Consider the following 17,133-nt stretch of genomic DNA (forward strand, 5'->3'; position numbering starts at 1 on the left):
GGACGCCGCCAAACGCGCTAGCGCGACGAGCCGAGGCTTTTCTCGATGCGGTCGGCGAGGGCGACCAGGCGTTCCGAGCTTCCGGAGGTGTCCGCGCCGGCCTTCTGCTGCCGGCACTCCAGCATCTCGTGCGCCAGGTTGAGCGCCACCATCACCGCGATGCGCTCGGCGCCCACAATGCGCCCGCCATCGCGCAACTCGCGCATGCGCTCGTCGATCAGCGACGCCGAGGCAAACAGGTCGGCGCGTTCCTCCGGTGGGCAGGCGATCTGGTACTCCTTGCCCATGATGGAGACGCGGACGGGTTCGGACTGGCTCATTCGCTGTGCTCCATCGAGCGCAGGCGCGCGATCATGTTCTCGACCCGGTGGCGGGCCTGTTCGTTGCGTTCCTTGAAGGTCGCGCGTTCGCCCTTGAGCTGGCGGATCTGCTCCTGCAACAGGTGGTTCTCCTCGCGCAGGGCCGCATGCTCTTCCAGAAGGCGCGTGATCGCGGCCTCCAGGCGTTCGGTCGGGTCGATCGCTGAATCGTCGTTCGGCTGCATGGCCTCGGGCCCCGCGTGGCAGGTGCGGCTTTCGCCGCGAGTCGATTAATCTCTGGAGTCTAGGAGGCGTTCGAGCGAAGCGTCAACTTGCGTGACTCACAGGGAGACGCCGGTCAATGTACGCGTTCGTGCACCAGGCATTCCGGGGTTTGTTGCGGCCTGGCACCCGCGCTGGCCACAATACGTGGAATCCCTAAGCCATCAAGTGTTGTCGCCCATGACCCAGCCACCCGAACCCGGCCCCGACGCTACCGTGATCGAGGGTACGGCCCATAACGGAAAGCCGTGCCGGATTGTCGACAATACGGGCACTGTGCCGCGTCCGGAGCTGGAGCAGCTGTTGAACGCCTTGATCGAGGACAAGCGCTTCGGTCTCAACATGCTGTCCTCCACCGGCTCCAGCGCGATCAAGCTGGGCGAGCCGCAGTTCACCCATCTGCAGGTGGGGGACGATCTCTACCGCTTCCTGCTGTTCCCCTACGAAGCGCGGCTGGAGTCCTTCTGATGACGCATTCACCGGGCACCGGAAACGCCAAGTCCCTGGACGGCCTGGAGCGCGACCCCGAGGCCCTGCGCGAGCAGCTCGAACACGGGCTGCGCAGCATGGGCTATGCGCAGACGCCGGCCTCGGCCCACGGGCTGTTCACCGGATGCCTGGTAGCCGATCCGGGTTCCTCTGTGGAGGCCCTGGAGCTGAGCCTGGGCGAGGCCCTGCCACTGACCGAAGGCGCAGGAGAGCGCTTCGACAAGACCGTGGAGGCGATCCGCCGCGCGCTGCTGGCGCAGCTCTACGACGTGGAGCTGGGTTTCGGTCCGCTGTTGCCGGAGGACGACGCCATCGAGGCGCAGGCCCAGGCCCTGTCGGAGTGGGTGGACGGCTTCATCGCCGGGCTCGGGCAGACACCCCGTCTGGCCAAGCTCAAGCCCTCGGCCGAGGCCAGCGAGATCCTGCGCGACTTCGCCGAGATTGCTCGCATCGAGCTGGAGCCGGACGATGACGAGGACAACGCGGCGGCCTTCGAGGAACTCAACGAATACGTGCGCGTGGGCGTGTTGCTGATCGCCGACGAGCTGGCTCCGGACGACCCGAAACGGATCCCGATGCAATGACGCGAACGCGACAAGCCCCCCGGCCGGGCCGGATGCCGGAGATCCCGCAGGGCGAGTTTGCCCGGCGTCGCCAGCGGTTGATGCGGGCGATCGGGCCGGACTCGATCATCGTCGTCCCGGCCGCCCACGAGCGTACGCGCAACCGGGACGTCGAATATCCCTTCCGTCAGGACAGCGATTTCCTCTACCTGACCGGCTTCCCCGAGGCGGATGCGGTGGCGGTGCTGGTGCCGGGGCGTCTGGCGGGCGAGTACATCCTGTTCTGCCGCGACCGCGACCCCACCCAGGAGACCTGGCAAGGGCGGCGCGCGGGGCCGGACGGCGCGATGGAGACGTACGGGGCCGAGTGCGCCTTCCCGATCGAGGATATCGACGAGATCCTGCCGGGGCTGATGGAGAACCGCGCGGTGCTGGCCGCGCCGTTCGGACGCGACGAGCCCCTGGACCAGCGCCTGTTCGGCTGGGTCAACCAGGTCCGGGCCAAGGCCCGCAACGGCGTGCGCGCGCCGCACGAGTTCGTTGCGGTGGAGCACCACCTGCACGAGCAGCGGCTGTTCAAGAAGGCACCGGAGCTGAAGCTGATGCGCCACGCCGCGGCCATCTCCACCCAGGCGCATGTGCGCGCGATGCAGGCCTGCCGGCCGGGCCTGACCGAGTTCGCGGTGGAGGCGGAACTGCTGCACGAGTTCCACCGCTACGGCACCGAGACCGCGTACCCCTCCATCGTCGGCGGTGGCGAGAACGGCTGCATCCTGCATTACATCGAGAACCGCGCCGCGCTGAATGACGGCGACCTGCTGCTGATCGACGCCGGCTGCGAGGTGCAGGGCTACGCCTCGGATATCACCCGTACCTTCCCGGTCTCCGGGCGCTTCGGCGAGCGTCAGCGCGAGGTCTACGAGTGCGTGCTGGCCGCCCAGCTCGCCGCGATCGAGCAGGTCCGCCCCGGCAACGACTGGGACACCCCGCATGTAACCGCCGTACGCGAGCTGACCCGCGGGCTCAAGGAGTTGGGCGTGCTAAAGGGCCGCCTGGACAAGCTGATCCGCGACCAGGCCTACCGTCCGTTCTACATGCACCGTACCGGCCACTGGCTGGGGCTGGACGTGCACGACGTCGGCGACTATCGCGTCGGCGACGCCTGGCGCCAGCTGGAGCCGGGCATGGTGATGACCGTGGAGCCCGGCCTCTACTTCGGGCCCTACAGCGAGGCACCGAAGGAGCTGCGCGGTATCGGCGTGCGCATCGAGGACGACGTGGCCGTCACCCGCGACGGTCACGAGGTCCTGACCGCGGACTGCCCCAAGACCGTCGCCGACATCGAGGCCTGCATGGCCGGCGACCTCCCGGGCTGGAGCTGACCATGCCCGCCCGCCACACCGCCCGTTGCAATGAAAGGCCGGGGATTCGGTCCGGCGCTCTTCGCCTGCGAGCAGGCTCCTACAGGGGGCAGGATGCACGATCCTCCGTGGGAGCCTGCTTGCAGGCGAATGGGGGAGCGACAATCCCGCTCCGCCCGTCAGGAACCGTAGGAACCGTAGGGTGCGTTGAGCTCTGCGAAACGCACCGCTCACCACGGAGCCACGCGCCCCGTGATGCGATTCGCTGCGCTCATCCGCATCCTGCGCAGCGGTATTTTGCCAACGGTCCATCAGGAGCCTGCGTGTTTTGGGGCCGGCATGGCCATGGCTACAAATGGACGGGAACCCACCACTCCCGTCATCGCGAGGCGCGCAGCGCCGTGGCGATCGCCTTCCGTTGCCACCCGATCCCGCCAATGTGCAGGCATCCAGAGGTTGCCACGGCCCCTGCGGGGCCTCGCAACGACGGGGTATCTGGCTGACATGACCGAACAACGATCCGATATCGCCATCGTCGGTGGCGGGCCGGTAGGTGGCCTCGCCGCCTGCACCCTGGCGCGGGCGGGCTACGCGGTCACGCTGTTCGAGCGCGGCGCACCGCCGGCGCCGGACGCCCACGCGAATGACACCCGCGGCTATGCCCTGGCGGCCGGCTCCGTGCAGTTCCTCGATGATCTGGGCTACTGGGCGCCGCTGGCCGAACGGGCGACTGCGATCCGCTCCATCGTCGTCAGCCGCCGCGGTGGCCTGGGGCGCGTCCACCTGAACGCGGCCGATCACGGCCGCCACGCCCTCGGCCAGGTGGTGCCGGCCGTCGCGCTGGAGCCCATGCTGGATGCGGCCTGCCGTGACGCCGGCGTGGACGTGCGCCACCACTCGACGCTGGCGGGCGTGGGCGAGGTGACGGACGGCCAGCGCGCACTGCGCATCCACGGCGCCGAAGGCGAGAGCGCCTGGGCCGCGCGCCTGATCCTGGCCGCCGACGGCATCCAGTCGCCGACCCGCAAGGCCCTGGGCCTGCCGGTGAACCGCCTGCGATACGCCGCGGATGCCCTGGTCTTCGATGTCCTGCCCGCGCGGCCGCACAACGGCCAGGCCTTCGAACGCTTCACCGACGAGGGCCCGCTGGCGCTGCTGCCGCGGGCGGATGGGCGGATGAACGTGGTCTGGGTGGCCCCGCCGGAGACCTGCGAGCGCCGCCTGGAACTGGACGAGGCCGAACGCCTGCGCGAGCTGCAGGCCCGCTTCGGCTGGACCCTGGGTCGGCTGCGCCCGGCGGGCCGCGTGGTGCGCTTCCCGCTGGAGCGGGTGCATGCCCCGGAGCCGGTCGCGGACCGCGCGCTGCTGCTGGGCAATGCCGCGCACGCGGTGCACCCGGTGGCGGGGCAGGGGTTGAATCTTGCCCTGCGCGACGTGGCGACCCTGCTGGGGGCGCTGCGCGAGGGATGCGGGCAGGGCGGGGCGCCCGGTTTTGTCGCCGATCCCGGCACGCCCGCAACCCTTGCCGCCTATGCCCGGGCCCGGCGTGCCGACGTGAACGGTGTGGTGGCGGCGACCGACTTCCTCGCGCGCGGCATGCTGCACGCAGCGGGCCTGCGCGGGCATGCGCTGGGCAGCGGGATGATGGCGGTCGACCGCCTGCGCCCGGCGCGCGATCGCCTGGCACAGGCGGCGATGGGCCTTGGCCCGCTGCCGCGCCATACCGCGCGCCATCTCGCGCGGCCGGACGCAGGGGGCGGGGCATGAGCGCGTCCGGTTCCCGCGACGTGCTGGACCTGCTGGTGGTGGGCGCTGGCGCGGTTGGTGGTGCCATCGCGCTGGGCGCGGCCCGCCAGGGCCTGCGCGTCGGGCTGCTGGAGCGCGCTGGCGCGCCCACCTTCAGCGACGCGACCCCGGTGACGCGCGTCGCCACGCTCAACATCGCCTCCATGGAGTTCCTGGCCCGTCTGGGGGTGCAGGACGCCCTCGAGGCGCGCCGCGCCCATGCCTTCTCCGGCATGGCCGTATGGGATGGCCACGGCCCCGGGCATATCCGCTTCGACGCCGACGAGCTGGGCGTACCGGCGCTCGGCTGGACCGTGGAGCACGCCGCCCTGGAGGCCGTGCTGTGGGCCGAACTGGAGGCCACCGGCGTGGCCCTGTGGCCGGAAACCGAATGGAAGAGTCTCGACACCCGCCCGGATCGGGTGGATCTCTACGGCCCGCAACATGCGCCGCTGGCCTCCGCCCGTCTGGTGGTCGCGGCCGATGGTGCGCAATCGCCCCTGCGCACCCGCATGGGTATCCCGGTGCGCGAGCAGGACTATCACGCCCGTGGTGTGGTCGCGACCGTGACCACCGAGCGCCCGCACGAGGACACCGCCTGGCAGCGCTTCGTCGACGACCAGATCATCGCCTTCCTGCCGCTGGCGGACGGTCGCAGCTCCATCGTCTGGTCCCAGCCCGAACACCAGGCCGACGACACGCTGGCGCTGGACGATGCCGGCTTCTGCCGGGCGCTGGAGGCGGTGATCGACCACCGACTGGGGGCGATCACCGCCACATCGAAGCGCGCCAGCTTCCCGCTGGTAGCTCGCCACGCCCGCGACTACCACGCCGGCCGCGTGGCCCTGGCCGGGGATGCCGCCCACACCATCCACCCGCTGGCCGGGCAGGGCCTGAACCTCGGCCTGGCCGACGCCCGCGCCCTGGTCGAGCGCCTGCACGGCCCCGCCCGTCGCGACCCGGGCGCCGAGACCGTACTGCGCGCCTACACCCGCGACCGCCGCAGCGAGAACGCCTTCATGCAGCGCGCCATGGACGGCTTCCGCCTGATCTTCGGCACCCACGCCGCCGGCCTCCCGGAACTGCGCGGTCTCGGCATTCGCCTGGTCGACCAGGCCACCCCCCTCAAGCGCCGCCTTGCGTTCCGCGCCTTCGGCCTCGATTAAGGCGACCCAGGCTGTTCGGCCCGGGGTGATGCGATTCGCTTCGCTCATCACATCCTACGAGTGCTTTAAACCGCAGTTCGAGCCGGGCTCGGGTGCGGCAGCCCTCGCTGGACCCTGTGCATGGCGGGCCGTGGTATCCCGTAGGGTGCGCTGAGCGCAGCGAACCGCATCATGGCCTCGGGAACCCCTCCTCATCGATCCCTGGCACGCTGCCATGTCCCCGCGACGCCGCCCATGGTCCCCCCGACCGTTCGTTGAACCCCCGGCATACCGCCCACACGTCCACCCCACCCGTCATCGGCCGGAGCGAAGCGCAGGGCCGGGACCTCAAGGGATTGGGGTTCCCCGAACCTGCGAGATCCCGGATAACCGCTGCGCGGTTTCCGGGATGACGGCGGCGGGTGGCCGAGGCGCGTTACTCGAAGAGATCCCGAGACGAGTCCTGCACTCCCTCATCCCGGCCGCAGCGAGGCGAAGAGCCGCGATCTCCGGATTACACCCCGCGCTTCAACCGCCCCCCATGCCCCTGTAGGAGCGGCCTCGGCCGCGAAGCCCCTGCCAAAGCATGACCAGCGCAAACGTGTCGATCTCCGCCAACGCTTCGACGGCCCAAGGACATGTCGCATTTCCACAACACACCCTCCTCGCCGTCACCCGAAAACGACCTCGTTGCAAAAAAACAACGGGCGTTGCAATGCATTGACCTGCCTTGCGAGCGTTGCAAAACCCCCGCGCGCAGCAAATCCCGAAAAAATAAGAAAAACCTGATCAAGCCACCCGTTTGCTCGCCTCCAGGCAGGTAAGCCGATCCTAATGCTCCCCTCGATTCAGCAAGTTGCCGGATATCTCGCGCCTTTCTGTAGCCTGTTCCCGCAAGTGTTTGATCTTCCGAAACCCATCCTGCGTCACGTTTACCACCCAACTGTGGCAATTTTTTCTCGCCCAGGGGTTGAAACGAGACACCGTGGTGTATATAAAACACCTGTCATTCGCGGCATCGACCGTGGATGCGGCGTAAGAAACGAACAACACACCTCTCCTGGGAGATACGCACCATGAAAAAACAGATTCTCGCCGTCGCCGTTGCCGGCGCCTTCGCAGTCCCGGCCTTCGCCGCCGCCGACTCCGACGTCACCCTGTTCGGCCAGCTGCAGACGCAGGTCGTCTACAACTCCGGTGGCAGCAGCGACTTCGACAACGGCTTCAGCATGTACGACGCTGGCGGCGCTGGCTGGGTTACCGATGGCAACGGCCCGAACCGTCTGGGCGTGATGATCAACCACGACCTGGGTAATGGCCTGACCGCTCTCGCCAAGCTCGAGCAGGACGCCCAGACCACCAGCGGCCTGAATTCCGGTGCGCGTGACGTCTACGTTGGCCTCGATGGCAACTTTGGTCGTGTCACGATGGGCCGCATGGGTCTCCCGTACAACACCGCCGGCAAGGACCCGCTGAACGGTACCTTCATGCAGGCTCGCCAGGCTGTCCGTCTGGGTACTGCCGATGCGGGCGTTGGCTTTACCGGTGAAACCGATAATAACGGCAATCCGATCCGTACTGGTGGCATCGGCGGCCTGGGTAACGGCTCGTACGAAGATCGCGTGATCAACTATGGCAACAGCTTCGGGATGGTCGGGCTGCAGCTCGCGGTCGCCCAGAACAACGGCAGCGGTAGCGGCGAGCAGGCCATTTCCGGTCGCCTGAACTTCGATCTCGGTGCCGTGGACCTGTACGTTGCGCACACCAATGCCGATGACTATCGCTATGATGATGCTGATTTCCAGGCCAGCAAGATTGGCGCCGACTGGAAGTCCGGTCCGTTCCGTGTGGTGGGCGAGATCGAATCCTACAAGTTCGAAGATGCGCTCGGTAACGTGGAACGTGACGCCACCGGTGGCTTTGTCTCCGGCGTGTACACCATGGGTCGCAACGACTTCGTGCTGACCCTGGGCCACACCCGCAACTCCTCGACCGACTATCAGGTTAATGGCGAGGACTTGGACGGCAACACCGACTTTGTCGCCCTGGGCGTCAAGCACAACTTCAGCAACCGCGTGATGGCGTTTGCCGGTGTCTCCTACGCCGACCACGACGACAACATCCCGTTTGCCCGTGCCGAAGGTGGCGCTGTTAACGCCGCTGGCAATTCCTACACCGGCGTCGGTGGTGGCCTGCGGGTGTCCTTCTAAGGGCAGCCACTGCTACCAAGCGGTATAACAACAAGTTTTTAGCTTGTTTTGCGGGGCCCCCAGGGGCCCCGTTTTTTATGCGTGACCGGGCCCCGTTGGGGCCTTTTTGCGTTTGGGGGTGTGGCGTTCGGCGCCGGGTACAGTCGAAGCGCAGGGGGGGGCTATTTTGGGCGGTTTACCGGACGGGATCGACGCGGATTTCGAGGGTGAGGGTGTCGCGGTCGCGGGTGGTTCGGCGGGAGGCGAGGCCGCGCTGCTCGGCGGCGCTCTTGCTGTGGGCACCGCCGAGGGTATGCCAGGCGCCCGGCTCCAGGGTGAGTTGGGTATCCACGGCGTCGCGGTCCACGGCGCCGCGCGCGAGCGGGCGTTCGTGGAGGTGGGCAATGGCGACGCGCACGCGGCCGTCGGGTTGCACCTGGGGGCGTACGCGGAAGCCGCGGGCGGTGTCCTGTAGCAGGGGTTCGACGCCGACGCCGGCGCGGCCGTGGATGATGCGGAAGCCGGCGGTGCGGGTCTCGCCCACCAGGATGATCGCATCGGTGCCTTCGCGCAGGCGCAGGTGTTGGGTCTGGTCGTCGCGGCGCGTGGTGCGCAGGCGCTGGGTGGTGATGCGCCCTTCGGTGCCGTCCGGGCCGCTCTCGAACTCGAAACCGCTGCCGCGTTCGGTTCGCGGGGCGTCGCTGTGGCGGCGCACGGAGAGGATGAGGTCCTGAGTCGGGGCGTCGAGTTCGGTGACGACCTCGCGGATCTGCTGGAGGGTGCGGGCGTCGGCGCGCACCAGCAGGCGGAAGCCGTCGCCGCGCAGGGTGGCGGTGTCGCCGAACAGGGCCTGGAGCTCGGGCAGCAGGCTGTGGGCCGGGCGGTTTTGCAGCGGCAGGACGGCGACTTCGGCGTGGGGTTCACGCGCGAGCGCGGCTACAGGCAGGAGCGTGCCGGCGGCTAATGCGAGGGCGCCCCGTAGCCAGCGGCGCCGATCCACCATGCGGGGCATGTCAGACGAGGAGGCGGCGGAGCTCGACGGCTTCATCGCTGAGACTCCAGTTGGCCTCGAAGTCCTGGACTGCGCGCTGGGTGCCGGGCCGGTCCTCGACGTCGCCGCGCAGGATGCGGCGGCCGCCGGCCTGGGTGAGCTGCATCCAGCCGCTGTGATCGGCGATGGCGGTGACGGTGAGCGGGCTTTCCTCCGCGGCCGCCAGCCGGCGCACCGAGACGGCGCTGGGTAGACGCTTGATGCTCTCGACCAGGCTCGGGAGTTGTTCTTTCAGGGCGAGATCGTCGTCCACCAGCAGGCGGATATCGGTGTGTCGATGGCGGCGCGCGATGCCGGCCAGCTCGGCGCCGAGGTCGGCACCCGCGATCTCGGCCAGGAGCGCGACGCGGGCATGCAGCCAGAGGCGCCGGCGGGTGGCGGCCAGGAGTTCGGCCAGCAGGGCCTCGGCGTCGATCAGGGTCGGGTCGCGTTCGGGGGTGGTCATCGGCGTTTCGCTCGCGTGCTGGGTGCTTCTCTCAGCATAGGCGAGTGCGGGTGTGTTCGCATCTCTGGGTACGGTGGTGGTTTCGTGCGGCGTCGGGGGCCGGCTGGATTCGTTGGTTTCGGGGCGGGGATTCGCGTGCAGGCACGCTCCCACAGAATGCCTCGTAGGATGCCGAAGAGCGTAGCGAATCGCATCGTGGGTGGGGTATGCCCCGTGGTGAGTGGTGCGTTTCGCAGGGCTCAACGCACCCTACGTTTGTGGGCGTTGCGGGGTGAGGGGTGTTGCCGATTCGCGGGCGAGTCGGCCCCCATAATGACCCTCGTAGGATGCCGATGAGCGTAGCGAATCGCATCACGAGGAGCCCGGCCCCGGGGGGGGGTAGGCTATAGCGGATGTGCGGCCAGGCCGTGGTTCGGGTGGCTCCAGGGTTGGCTGGGTCGTGCGATCGGGGAGTGGACGCGGTGGAGCATGCGGCGGTGGGGGATGCCGGCGTCTTCGAAGGTGTCGCTGATGACGAAGAAGTCGTGGCGGGCGTAGAAGCCGATGCGGGTGCTCTGGGCGTTTAGCCACACCTCGCGCCAGCCGTGGCGGGCGGCGGCGTGGACGGCGCAGTCCAGCAGGCGCGAGCCGATGCCGTGTCCGCGCCAGGGTTCGCGCACGGCCATGCGGCCGATCTGGCCGGAAGGCAGCATGCGCAGGGTGCCGACCGGTTCGTCCCCTGGCCCGGTGGCCAGCCAGTGCAGGGCGGCGGCGTCCAGGCCGTCGAACTCCAGTGGTTCGGGCACGCCCTGTTCCTCGACGAAGACCTCGCAGCGAACTTGGGACAGTGCCTCGGCGTCGGCAGGCCAGGTGGCCTCCCGGAAGGCGATGCGGTGTTGCATGGCAATCCTCCGTCGGAACGCTGTGAGGGAGAGCCCCGATCCGTACGCGAGCGGACGGGTGGATGAATGGCTCCCCGGCCTTCCTGGCCCTGGGTCCCGAACGGAAAAGTTTAGTCTACGTTGGGGCAATCTTCCTGTGAGTCAGTTAGCGGATCGTGAGCCGCGCGAACCAATCGAAACGGAGGTGCCTTTTGTCGTTGTGCGCGCCGCGCGGCCATCCATGGGCGCGTGCGGGTAGCAGGGCGGTGCGATCGCCACGGCGCTTCGCGCCTCGCGATGACCGGTGAACGTTTGGCGCCTGGTTTGAGCCTGCGATGCACTTGCGCGAATGCAACTGCGGGCAACCGGGATGCGACGGATTCAGCGTTGGCCGATCAGGGTGTCGCGGAAGCGACCGGACAGGGGCTCTTCCGGGTGCAGCCAGATACCGAAGTAGGCCGTGGCGAAGTCGTGGCCGGGGACCTCGACCAGCGGTGTGCCGTTTTGCAGCAGGCGGGTGCCGTGGCCCGGGCGGTATTCCAGGGCGTAGCGGTCGCCCGCCTCCATGTCGCGGTAGGCGGCGTTGAAGGTCTCGAGCCGGTCGGACAGGGCTGCAAGGGTTTCCGGGGTCTGCTGGTCTTCGAGCAGGCGGTTGCCGCTCTTGCGGAAGTCGTCGGCGTTGATGGCGCGCAGGTACTCCAGTTCCAGGCGCTTGGGCACGTCGGCCGTCAGCACATCGTCCGGAGCGACGTTTTCCGGGACGTAGAGCGCGCCGACGTAGACCCGAAAGATGGTGTAGCGATAGAGCCGCCCGGCGCGCAGCGGGACGGTCGTGTCGTCGATCGTGACCGTGTCGGCAAAGCGGACGCCGTCGATCTCGGTCGTGGCGCTGGCGGGTGCGCCGGTCAGGAACAGTGCAAGCAGCAGCATGGATGCGAGCAGGGTCCCGCGGCGGGTGGCGTGGCTATTCATGGGTTGGTTCCTCCGGGCTGGGCTGAAGGTGCGGCGCGTTCGCGCGCGTGGATGCGTTCGCGCAGGGCGTGCTGGGCGTCGGCGTCGATGGGGAAGCGCCAGATCAGGGCCATCGCCGCGAGCTTGAACAGCACCGGGAGGCCGGCGTAGGCCAGCGCCAGCACGAGCAGGGCGGTGGGGCCGTTGTCGCCGTCGGCCGAGAACCCGGCCAGGCCCAGCAGCGGGAAGCTGATGCCAACGGCCAGGGCCAGGGCCAGCTTGGTAGCCATGCCCCACAGCCCGAAGAAGAGTCCGGCGCGCTCGCCGCCGCCGTCGGCGGTGTCCTGGTCGATCACGTCGGCCTGCATCGCGGCCGGCAGCGCCAGGTCCACACCGAGGCTGAGCCCGGTCAATACGGTGATGGCGTAGAACGCGAGCACGTCGCCGGAACCGAGGAACGGAACCCAGATAAAGAAGGTCGAGGCGAGCAGCATCGACAGCGTCCACACCCGGTGCTTGGGCAGCCGGCGGGCGAGGCGCAGCCACAGGGGCAGCGCGAGGATGCCGGTGGCGAAGTAGACCAGCAGCAGTGGCCCGGCGTGGCCGGGGGCCTCCAGTACGTGGGTGATGAACAGCAGGAACAGGGTAGCCGGGATGGCGTTGGCCGTACCGTTCAGGACCCAGGCGAGGACCAGGCGGCGGAACGGTTGGTTGGACCGCAGCAGGGTCCAGCCGGCTCGCCAGGGCACCGGTGCCAGGCGCCCCGGGCGCTCCGGCACCCGCCAGAGCAGGACAACGAAGGCGATCGGCAGCAGCACCCACAGCAGGACTGCAAGGGTGGCCAGCGCCGCGCCGGCATCGTCCTGCAGGCCCAGGACCGCGGGGAGCGCGGCGGCCGTCACCGTGCCCAGGACGACGAAGCCCTCGCGCGTGGCGGTGATGCGCGAGCGCTCGTGGTAGTCACCGGAGAGCTCGGCGCCCCAGGCGGCGTAAGGCAGGGCGACCAGCGTCCAGCCGAGGTAGACCAGGGTGCTGAAGATCAGCAGATACCAGGCGCCGGCATCCGCCGGTGGGCGGAACAGGAAGGGCGCGGCGATCAGCAGCAGCGGGACGCCCGCCAGCATGACCGCGCGCCGCCGCCAGGCGCCGGGGATGCGGTCGGACAGATGGCCGATCAGCGGGTCGGTGACGACATCGAGCAGCCGTGCCAAGAGCAGGAAGACGCCCACCAGGGTGACGCCCAGGCCGGTGTGCTCGGCGTAGTGGGCGGGCAGGAAGACATACAGCGGCAGGCCGAGGACGGCCAGGGGCATGCCCAGGCCGCCGTAGGCGAACAGCCGCGGCCAGCGAAGGGTGCTCACCTCATCGGTTCGCGGGGTCGCGGCCCGGCGCGGCGGACTGGACCGGGCTTTGCAGAACCGCCTGCATCAGGTTCACGCGGGCGGTGTCGAAGCCGACCTCGCAATAGGCGAGGTAGTAGCGCCACATGCGCAGGAACGACTGCGAGTAGCCCAGCGCCTCGATGACCGGCTCCGCCTGGCGGACCTCCCGGTGCCAGTGGCGCAACGTGCGCGCGTAGTCTTCGCCGAACAGGGCCTGGTCCTTGACTGCGAGCCCGGCGCGTTCGGCCTCCGCGTTGAAGCGCGGGACCGAGGGCAGCATGCCACCGGGGAAGATGTAGAGCTGGATGAAGTCGGCGTTGCGGCGGTAGTACTCGAAGGCCTCCTCCGCGATGGTGATGACCTGCAGCGCCGCGCGGCCGCCGGGGCGCAGGCAGCTGCGGACCTTGGCGAAGAAGGTCGGCCACCACTGCTCGCCCACGGCCTCGAACATCTCGATCGAGACCACGTGGTCGTAGGTGCCCTGCAGGTCGCGGTAGTCCTGCAGGCGCAGTTCCACGCGGTCGGCCAGGCCGGCGCGTTCAATGCGCGCGCGAGCGTAGTCGAGTTGCTCCTGCGAGAGCGTGACCCCGGTGACGCGGAAGCCGCGCTGAGCCGCCATCTCGGCGAAGCCGCCCCAGCCGCAACCGATCTCGAGGATATGCGCGCCGGGTTCGGCGTTCAGCTGGTCCAGCAGGCGGGCGTACTTTTGCGCCTGGGCCTGTTCCAGGGCCTCGTCGCCGCGGGTGAACAGCGCCGACGAGTAGCTCATGGTGCGGTCCAGCCACAGGTTGTAGAAGTCGTTGCCGAGATCGTAGTGGAAGCGAATGTTGGCGCGGCTCCCGCGGCGACTGTTGCGGTGCATCCAGTGGCGCATGCGGTCGATGGCACGCTGCCATGTCGGGCGCTCGGCCATCGGCGCCAGGGCCTGTTCGTTGTCGGTGGCGAAGCGCAGCAGCGTCTGCAGGTCGGGGGTGATCCAGTCGCCACTGATGAAGCCTTCGGCGAAGCCGATATCGCCGTGGCGCAGCAGGCGCAGGATGGCCCGCCACGGGCGGCGGAAGTGCCATACCGCCTCGACGCCGGCCTTGCGCCCGCGCACGGTGATGCGGTCGCCGGACGGACCGATCAGGGTGATCTGCCCGGTGTCGATGTCCTTCAGGGCGCGGGCAACCAGGCGCAGGGCCCAGTCGGGCCGGGTCGTGCCTTCCTGCGGGGTGTCGAGGTGGTCGAGGGCCATTAGTCGATCTCCTGTGCGGGGGGTGCGGGCCGTGGGTGATAGCGCCCGCCGCGCCACCAGATTCTGAGAGCCTGCCAGTGGATCAGCGGCAGGATCTTGAGGGTCATCCAGGGTTTCTTCAGGAAGGCGGCCAGCAGCGCGCGGTCGCTGAACGGGCGCAGGCGGCCGTGTTGCGAGGCCACCAGCATCAGGTCCTGGTCCTGGTATTCGTTGATCGCGATGCGCAGCGATGCGCCGGACTGCAGGCGTGGCGGCGTCAGGGTGAAGGCGTAGCGCGCGTGCATGTCGATGAACGGTGAGACGTGGAAGGCCTTGTTCTTTTCCTGGCGCACGGGGAGGGCCATGGGGGCGCCGTTCTCGTGCAGCAGGTAGTGGTGGTGCTCGCCGAAGGTATTGCGCACCTCCAGCAGGATGGCGCGCAGGTCGCCGTCGGCATGCCGGGCGTACCAGACACTGAGCGGGTTGAAGGCATGGCCGAGGACGCGCGGCATGGTCAGCAGGTGGATCGGGCCGCCGGCCAGGTCGATGGCGTGCTCGGCCAGGTGGGCCTCGATCCACGGGCGCCAGGCGCGACCGTCGCGCGGGCCGTGGTCCCGGGTACGCAGGCTGAAGAGGTTGAAGCGATTCAGCGAGAACAGACGGCAGTGCCGGGTGGTCTCCGCCAGGCGATCGATATCGAACAGCGCGCTGGTTACCGGGTAGCGAAAGCGATACTGCTGCGGAAAGAACCGCTGGTGCAGCACCGTGCCATGGACCAGGGCGGCGTCCATTCACGCGCTCCGGGATTGCGCGGCCGGCGCGTGGACCGGTACCGTCCCGCCGCCATGGATCGCGGGTTCCGGTTCGCGCCCGGGGTGAGCGGGGGCGTCCGCGGGCTGCGCCGGGTACGACCACGGCGGTTGGATGCCCAGGACCTGGCCGACGGCGACCGCCGAGCGCAGCCCGTCCTCGTGGAAGCCGTAGCCCATCCACGCACCGGCGAAGTACAGGTTGTTCTCGCCCTGGGTGGCCGCGAGGCGCTGGCGCGCCTTCTCTGCCGCGGTGTCCATGACCGGGTGTTCCCAGTGCTGTTCGCCGAGCACGGTGTTCGGGTGCGGCTCGCGCCAGGGGTTCAGGCTGATGATGTAGTCCTGGCGCCGTTCCAGGCGATGCAGGCGGTTCATCCAGTAGGAGACCGACACGCTGTCGCGCGCCTGGGTGGAGCGCCCGGAGAGATAGTTCCAGGAGGACCACACGCGTCGTGAGCGGGGCATCAGCGCCGGGTCGGTGTGCAGTACCGCGCGGTTGGGCTGGAAGCGGCAGGCGGCGAGCAGACGCTCGCGCGCCGGGTCGGCCTTGTTCAGCAGCCAGCGCGCGGTGTTGGCGTGGCAGGCGAACACGACCGCGTCGAACCCCGCTGCCTGATCGTGGGTCAGGACCCGCCACCGGTCGGCATCGGGGATCACTGCGCGCACCGGTTGGTGAATCACGCTGCCGGGTTCCAGGCGCTCCGCGAGCCGCTGGACGTACTCGCGGCTGCCGCCGACCACCGTGCGCCACTGCGGGCGATCACGCAGATCCAGCAGGCCGTGGTTGTGGAAGAACTGCAGGAAACTGGCGGCCGGGAACTCGCGGATCTCCTCGGGCGGACAGGACCAGATCGCGGCCGCCATCGGCAGCAGGTAGTCCTCGGCGAAGCCGCGGCCCAGTCGGTGTCGGGCGAGGAACGCGCCGAGCGTGCCCTCCGGGCTTTCGCCACGCTCGAACAGGCCCTTGCCCAGGCGGTTGAAGCGCAGGATATCGCTCGCCATGCGCAGGAAAGCCGGGCGCACCAGGTTGCGGCGCTGCGCGAACAGGGTGTTCAGATCGGAGCCGGCATACTCGACGCCCGCGGGCTGGCGCGAATAGCCGAAGGACATGTCCGTATCCTGGGTGGGGACGTCGAGTTCCGTGAACAGGCGGGTGAGCAGGGGGTAGTTGCGCTCGTTGTAGACCACGAAGCCGGTATCGATGGCCGTGTGGCCCTGCGGATCGGGTACCTCCACCGTATGGGCATGGCCGCCGAGCTCCGGTTCCGCTTCGAACAGTTGGACCTGGTGCCGGGTCTGCAGAATCCAGGCGGCGGACAGGCCGGCGATGCCTCCGCCGATGACGGCGATGCGCGAGCGTTGCATGGTGGTGGATCTCCGGGCCGCAGGGCGATGTACATCTTATACAATAACTGTACAATCTTTGTAAATGGTGGCGGTAAAAAGTTCCCCGGCTTCCAATAGGAGGGCGGTATACCGCGAAACAGGTGCAGCGGGAGACGCGGATCGTGAACACAGATAACCAGGCGCAAGCGGGCGCCCCCGAGTGGCCAGCAGAGGTGCGCGATGCACTGACGACCCACGAGATCGTGGGCATCACCTCCGGGCTGTCGGATTTCCGGGATGCCGAGGCGCTTCTGAAGGCGACGGCCCCGGGGCGCTGGCAGCGGCTGGAGTGGGGCATGGGTTCGGCCCATAACCGCGAGCAGTTCCATGCGTTGCAACAGGCCACCGGCGCCGCGGTGCTGCCGCTGTTTGTGACGCGCGAAGGGGTGATCGGCGGCCTCCCTGAACTGCGCGAGTACCTGGGCCACCGGGCCCTGCAGGCGCGCGGCGAGGGTGCGCGCCCGGATACCCCGGCACCTGCATTGCAGGTGCTCGGGTATGCCGGGCTGCTACCCTTCGCGTTCTTCGGCATCGGCGCCTGGATGGCCCAGCCCGAATGGCAGGTTTTCGCGCTGGAGGCCCTGGCGCTCTATGGTGCGGTGATCCTGTCGTTCCTGGGGGCGGTCCACTGGGGAATCTATCTGGCGGATCGGCAGCACCGGGTGGGTCCGCTCTCGGCGCCGGTGTGGGCGGTGGTGCCGTCCGTCCTGGCCTGGCTGGCGGTGCTGCAGCCGCTGCCGCAGGCCTTGATGACGTTGGCCGTGCTGTTTCTTGGGGTGTGGTGGGTGGACCGGCTGAGCCTGCAGCGGCGGGCGTTGCCCCGTGGCTATCTCGGTCTGCGCCTGGTGCTGACCGTGGGCGCGATGCTGGCCCTGGCCTCCGGCCTCGCGGTCACCATCGCGGCCTGAGCAGGAAAGAGG

Annotated in this window: 17 protein-coding genes; 7 read left to right on the top strand and 10 right to left on the bottom strand. The window is 68.9% G+C overall.

Annotation, left to right across the window (positions count from 1 at the left end; all coding sequences use genetic code 11):
- Positions 1-17: 17 nt before the first annotated feature.
- On the bottom strand, positions 18-320 hold the full coding sequence (locus F792_RS0104280; protein ID WP_018143885.1) for a cell division protein ZapA: 303 nt from the start codon (positions 318-320) through the stop codon (positions 18-20).
- On the bottom strand, positions 317-544 hold the full coding sequence (locus F792_RS0104285) for a cell division protein ZapB (RefSeq protein ID WP_018168503.1): 228 nt from the start codon (positions 542-544) through the stop codon (positions 317-319). The genes F792_RS0104280 and F792_RS0104285 overlap by 4 nt, the downstream gene beginning before the upstream one ends.
- Before the next feature lie 217 nt (positions 545-761).
- Between F792_RS0104285 and F792_RS0104290 the strand changes: the two genes are divergently transcribed.
- The 6 genes from F792_RS0104290 (at position 762) to F792_RS0104315 (ending at position 8,134) form a co-directional block, all read left to right on the top strand.
- Entirely contained in the window at positions 762-1,049 is a 288-nt protein-coding gene (locus F792_RS0104290; protein ID WP_018168504.1) for a hypothetical protein, read from the top strand.
- Entirely contained in the window at positions 1,049-1,654 is a 606-nt protein-coding gene (locus F792_RS0104295) for a UPF0149 family protein (protein WP_018143882.1), read from the top strand. The genes F792_RS0104290 and F792_RS0104295 overlap by 1 nt, the downstream gene beginning before the upstream one ends.
- A gap of 32 nt (positions 1,655-1,686) precedes the next feature.
- On the top strand, positions 1,687-3,015 hold the full coding sequence (gene pepP, locus F792_RS0104300; protein WP_018168505.1) for a Xaa-Pro aminopeptidase: 1,329 nt from the start codon (positions 1,687-1,689) through the stop codon (positions 3,013-3,015).
- 483 nt (positions 3,016-3,498) lie between these two features.
- Positions 3,499-4,761, top strand: coding sequence for an FAD-dependent monooxygenase (locus F792_RS0104305; RefSeq protein WP_018168506.1), 1,263 nt, complete (start codon positions 3,499-3,501; stop codon positions 4,759-4,761).
- The gene (locus F792_RS0104310) at positions 4,758-5,945 is read left to right on the top strand and encodes an FAD-dependent monooxygenase (protein WP_018168507.1); all 1,188 of its coding nucleotides are present in this window, start codon (positions 4,758-4,760) and stop codon (positions 5,943-5,945) included. The genes F792_RS0104305 and F792_RS0104310 overlap by 4 nt, the downstream gene beginning before the upstream one ends.
- Positions 5,946-7,000: 1,055 nt before the next feature.
- Entirely contained in the window at positions 7,001-8,134 is a 1,134-nt protein-coding gene (locus F792_RS0104315; RefSeq protein WP_018168508.1) for a porin, read from the top strand.
- Positions 8,135-8,309: 175 nt separating this feature from the next.
- On the opposite strand, the gene F792_RS0104320 is transcribed toward F792_RS0104315, so the two are convergent.
- The 8 genes from F792_RS0104320 to F792_RS0104355 form a co-directional block, all read right to left on the bottom strand.
- The gene (locus F792_RS0104320; protein WP_018168509.1) at positions 8,310-9,161 is read right to left on the bottom strand and encodes a hypothetical protein; all 852 of its coding nucleotides are present in this window, start codon (positions 9,159-9,161) and stop codon (positions 8,310-8,312) included.
- Positions 9,127-9,609: a hypothetical protein gene (locus F792_RS0104325; protein WP_018168510.1), complete on the bottom strand. Its 483-nt coding sequence runs from the start codon at positions 9,607-9,609 to the stop codon at positions 9,127-9,129. Before F792_RS0104325 ends, F792_RS0104320 begins: the two co-directional genes overlap by 35 nt.
- Before the next feature lie 383 nt (positions 9,610-9,992).
- The gene (locus F792_RS0104330; RefSeq protein ID WP_018168511.1) at positions 9,993-10,490 is read right to left on the bottom strand and encodes a GNAT family N-acetyltransferase; all 498 of its coding nucleotides are present in this window, start codon (positions 10,488-10,490) and stop codon (positions 9,993-9,995) included.
- Positions 10,491-10,850: 360 nt separating this feature from the next.
- Positions 10,851-11,441, bottom strand: a complete 591-nt coding sequence (locus F792_RS0104335) for a chalcone isomerase family protein (RefSeq protein ID WP_018168512.1) — start codon at positions 11,439-11,441, stop codon at positions 10,851-10,853.
- Positions 11,438-12,781: an MFS transporter gene (locus tag F792_RS0104340; RefSeq protein ID WP_018168513.1), complete on the bottom strand. Its 1,344-nt coding sequence runs from the start codon at positions 12,779-12,781 to the stop codon at positions 11,438-11,440. The genes F792_RS0104335 and F792_RS0104340 overlap by 4 nt, the downstream gene beginning before the upstream one ends.
- Position 12,782: 1 nt before the next feature.
- Positions 12,783-14,039 (bottom strand): cyclopropane-fatty-acyl-phospholipid synthase family protein, encoded by a 1,257-nt coding sequence (locus tag F792_RS0104345; protein ID WP_018168514.1) that lies wholly within the window; start codon positions 14,037-14,039, stop codon positions 12,783-12,785.
- Complete coding sequence (locus F792_RS0104350) at positions 14,039-14,809, bottom strand: DUF1365 domain-containing protein (protein WP_018168515.1); 771 nt, start codon at positions 14,807-14,809, stop codon at positions 14,039-14,041. The genes F792_RS0104345 and F792_RS0104350 overlap by 1 nt, the downstream gene beginning before the upstream one ends.
- On the bottom strand, positions 14,810-16,192 hold the full coding sequence (locus tag F792_RS0104355) for an NAD(P)/FAD-dependent oxidoreductase (protein WP_018168516.1): 1,383 nt from the start codon (positions 16,190-16,192) through the stop codon (positions 14,810-14,812).
- A 122-nt stretch (positions 16,193-16,314) separates the two neighbouring features.
- Between F792_RS0104355 and F792_RS0104360 the strand changes: the two genes are divergently transcribed.
- Entirely contained in the window at positions 16,315-17,121 is an 807-nt protein-coding gene (locus tag F792_RS0104360) for a DUF3429 family protein (RefSeq protein WP_018649794.1), read from the top strand.
- Positions 17,122-17,133 lie beyond the last annotated feature (12 nt).

Source organism: Thioalkalivibrio sp. ALMg9, assembly GCF_000380625.1.
GTDB lineage: Bacteria > Pseudomonadota > Gammaproteobacteria > Ectothiorhodospirales > Ectothiorhodospiraceae > Thioalkalivibrio > Thioalkalivibrio versutus.

Coding starts and splice junctions, on each gene's coding strand:
- F792_RS0104280 (WP_018143885.1), bottom strand. CDS start 320: ATGAGCCAGTCCGAACCCGTCCGCGTCTCCATCATGGGCAAGGAGTAC.
- F792_RS0104285 (WP_018168503.1), bottom strand. CDS start 544: ATGCAGCCGAACGACGATTCAGCGATCGACCCGACCGAACGCCTGGAG.
- F792_RS0104290 (WP_018168504.1), top strand. CDS start 762: ATGACCCAGCCACCCGAACCCGGCCCCGACGCTACCGTGATCGAGGGT.
- F792_RS0104295 (WP_018143882.1), top strand. CDS start 1,049: ATGACGCATTCACCGGGCACCGGAAACGCCAAGTCCCTGGACGGCCTG.
- pepP (WP_018168505.1), top strand. CDS start 1,687: ATGCCGGAGATCCCGCAGGGCGAGTTTGCCCGGCGTCGCCAGCGGTTG.
- F792_RS0104305 (WP_018168506.1), top strand. CDS start 3,499: ATGACCGAACAACGATCCGATATCGCCATCGTCGGTGGCGGGCCGGTA.
- F792_RS0104310 (WP_018168507.1), top strand. CDS start 4,758: ATGAGCGCGTCCGGTTCCCGCGACGTGCTGGACCTGCTGGTGGTGGGC.
- F792_RS0104315 (WP_018168508.1), top strand. CDS start 7,001: ATGAAAAAACAGATTCTCGCCGTCGCCGTTGCCGGCGCCTTCGCAGTC.
- F792_RS0104320 (WP_018168509.1), bottom strand. CDS start 9,161: ATGAAGCCGTCGAGCTCCGCCGCCTCCTCGTCTGACATGCCCCGCATG.
- F792_RS0104325 (WP_018168510.1), bottom strand. CDS start 9,609: ATGACCACCCCCGAACGCGACCCGACCCTGATCGACGCCGAGGCCCTG.
- F792_RS0104330 (WP_018168511.1), bottom strand. CDS start 10,490: ATGCAACACCGCATCGCCTTCCGGGAGGCCACCTGGCCTGCCGACGCC.
- F792_RS0104335 (WP_018168512.1), bottom strand. CDS start 11,441: ATGAATAGCCACGCCACCCGCCGCGGGACCCTGCTCGCATCCATGCTG.
- F792_RS0104345 (WP_018168514.1), bottom strand. CDS start 14,039: ATGGCCCTCGACCACCTCGACACCCCGCAGGAAGGCACGACCCGGCCC.
- F792_RS0104350 (WP_018168515.1), bottom strand. CDS start 14,809: ATGGACGCCGCCCTGGTCCATGGCACGGTGCTGCACCAGCGGTTCTTT.
- F792_RS0104355 (WP_018168516.1), bottom strand. CDS start 16,192: ATGCAACGCTCGCGCATCGCCGTCATCGGCGGAGGCATCGCCGGCCTG.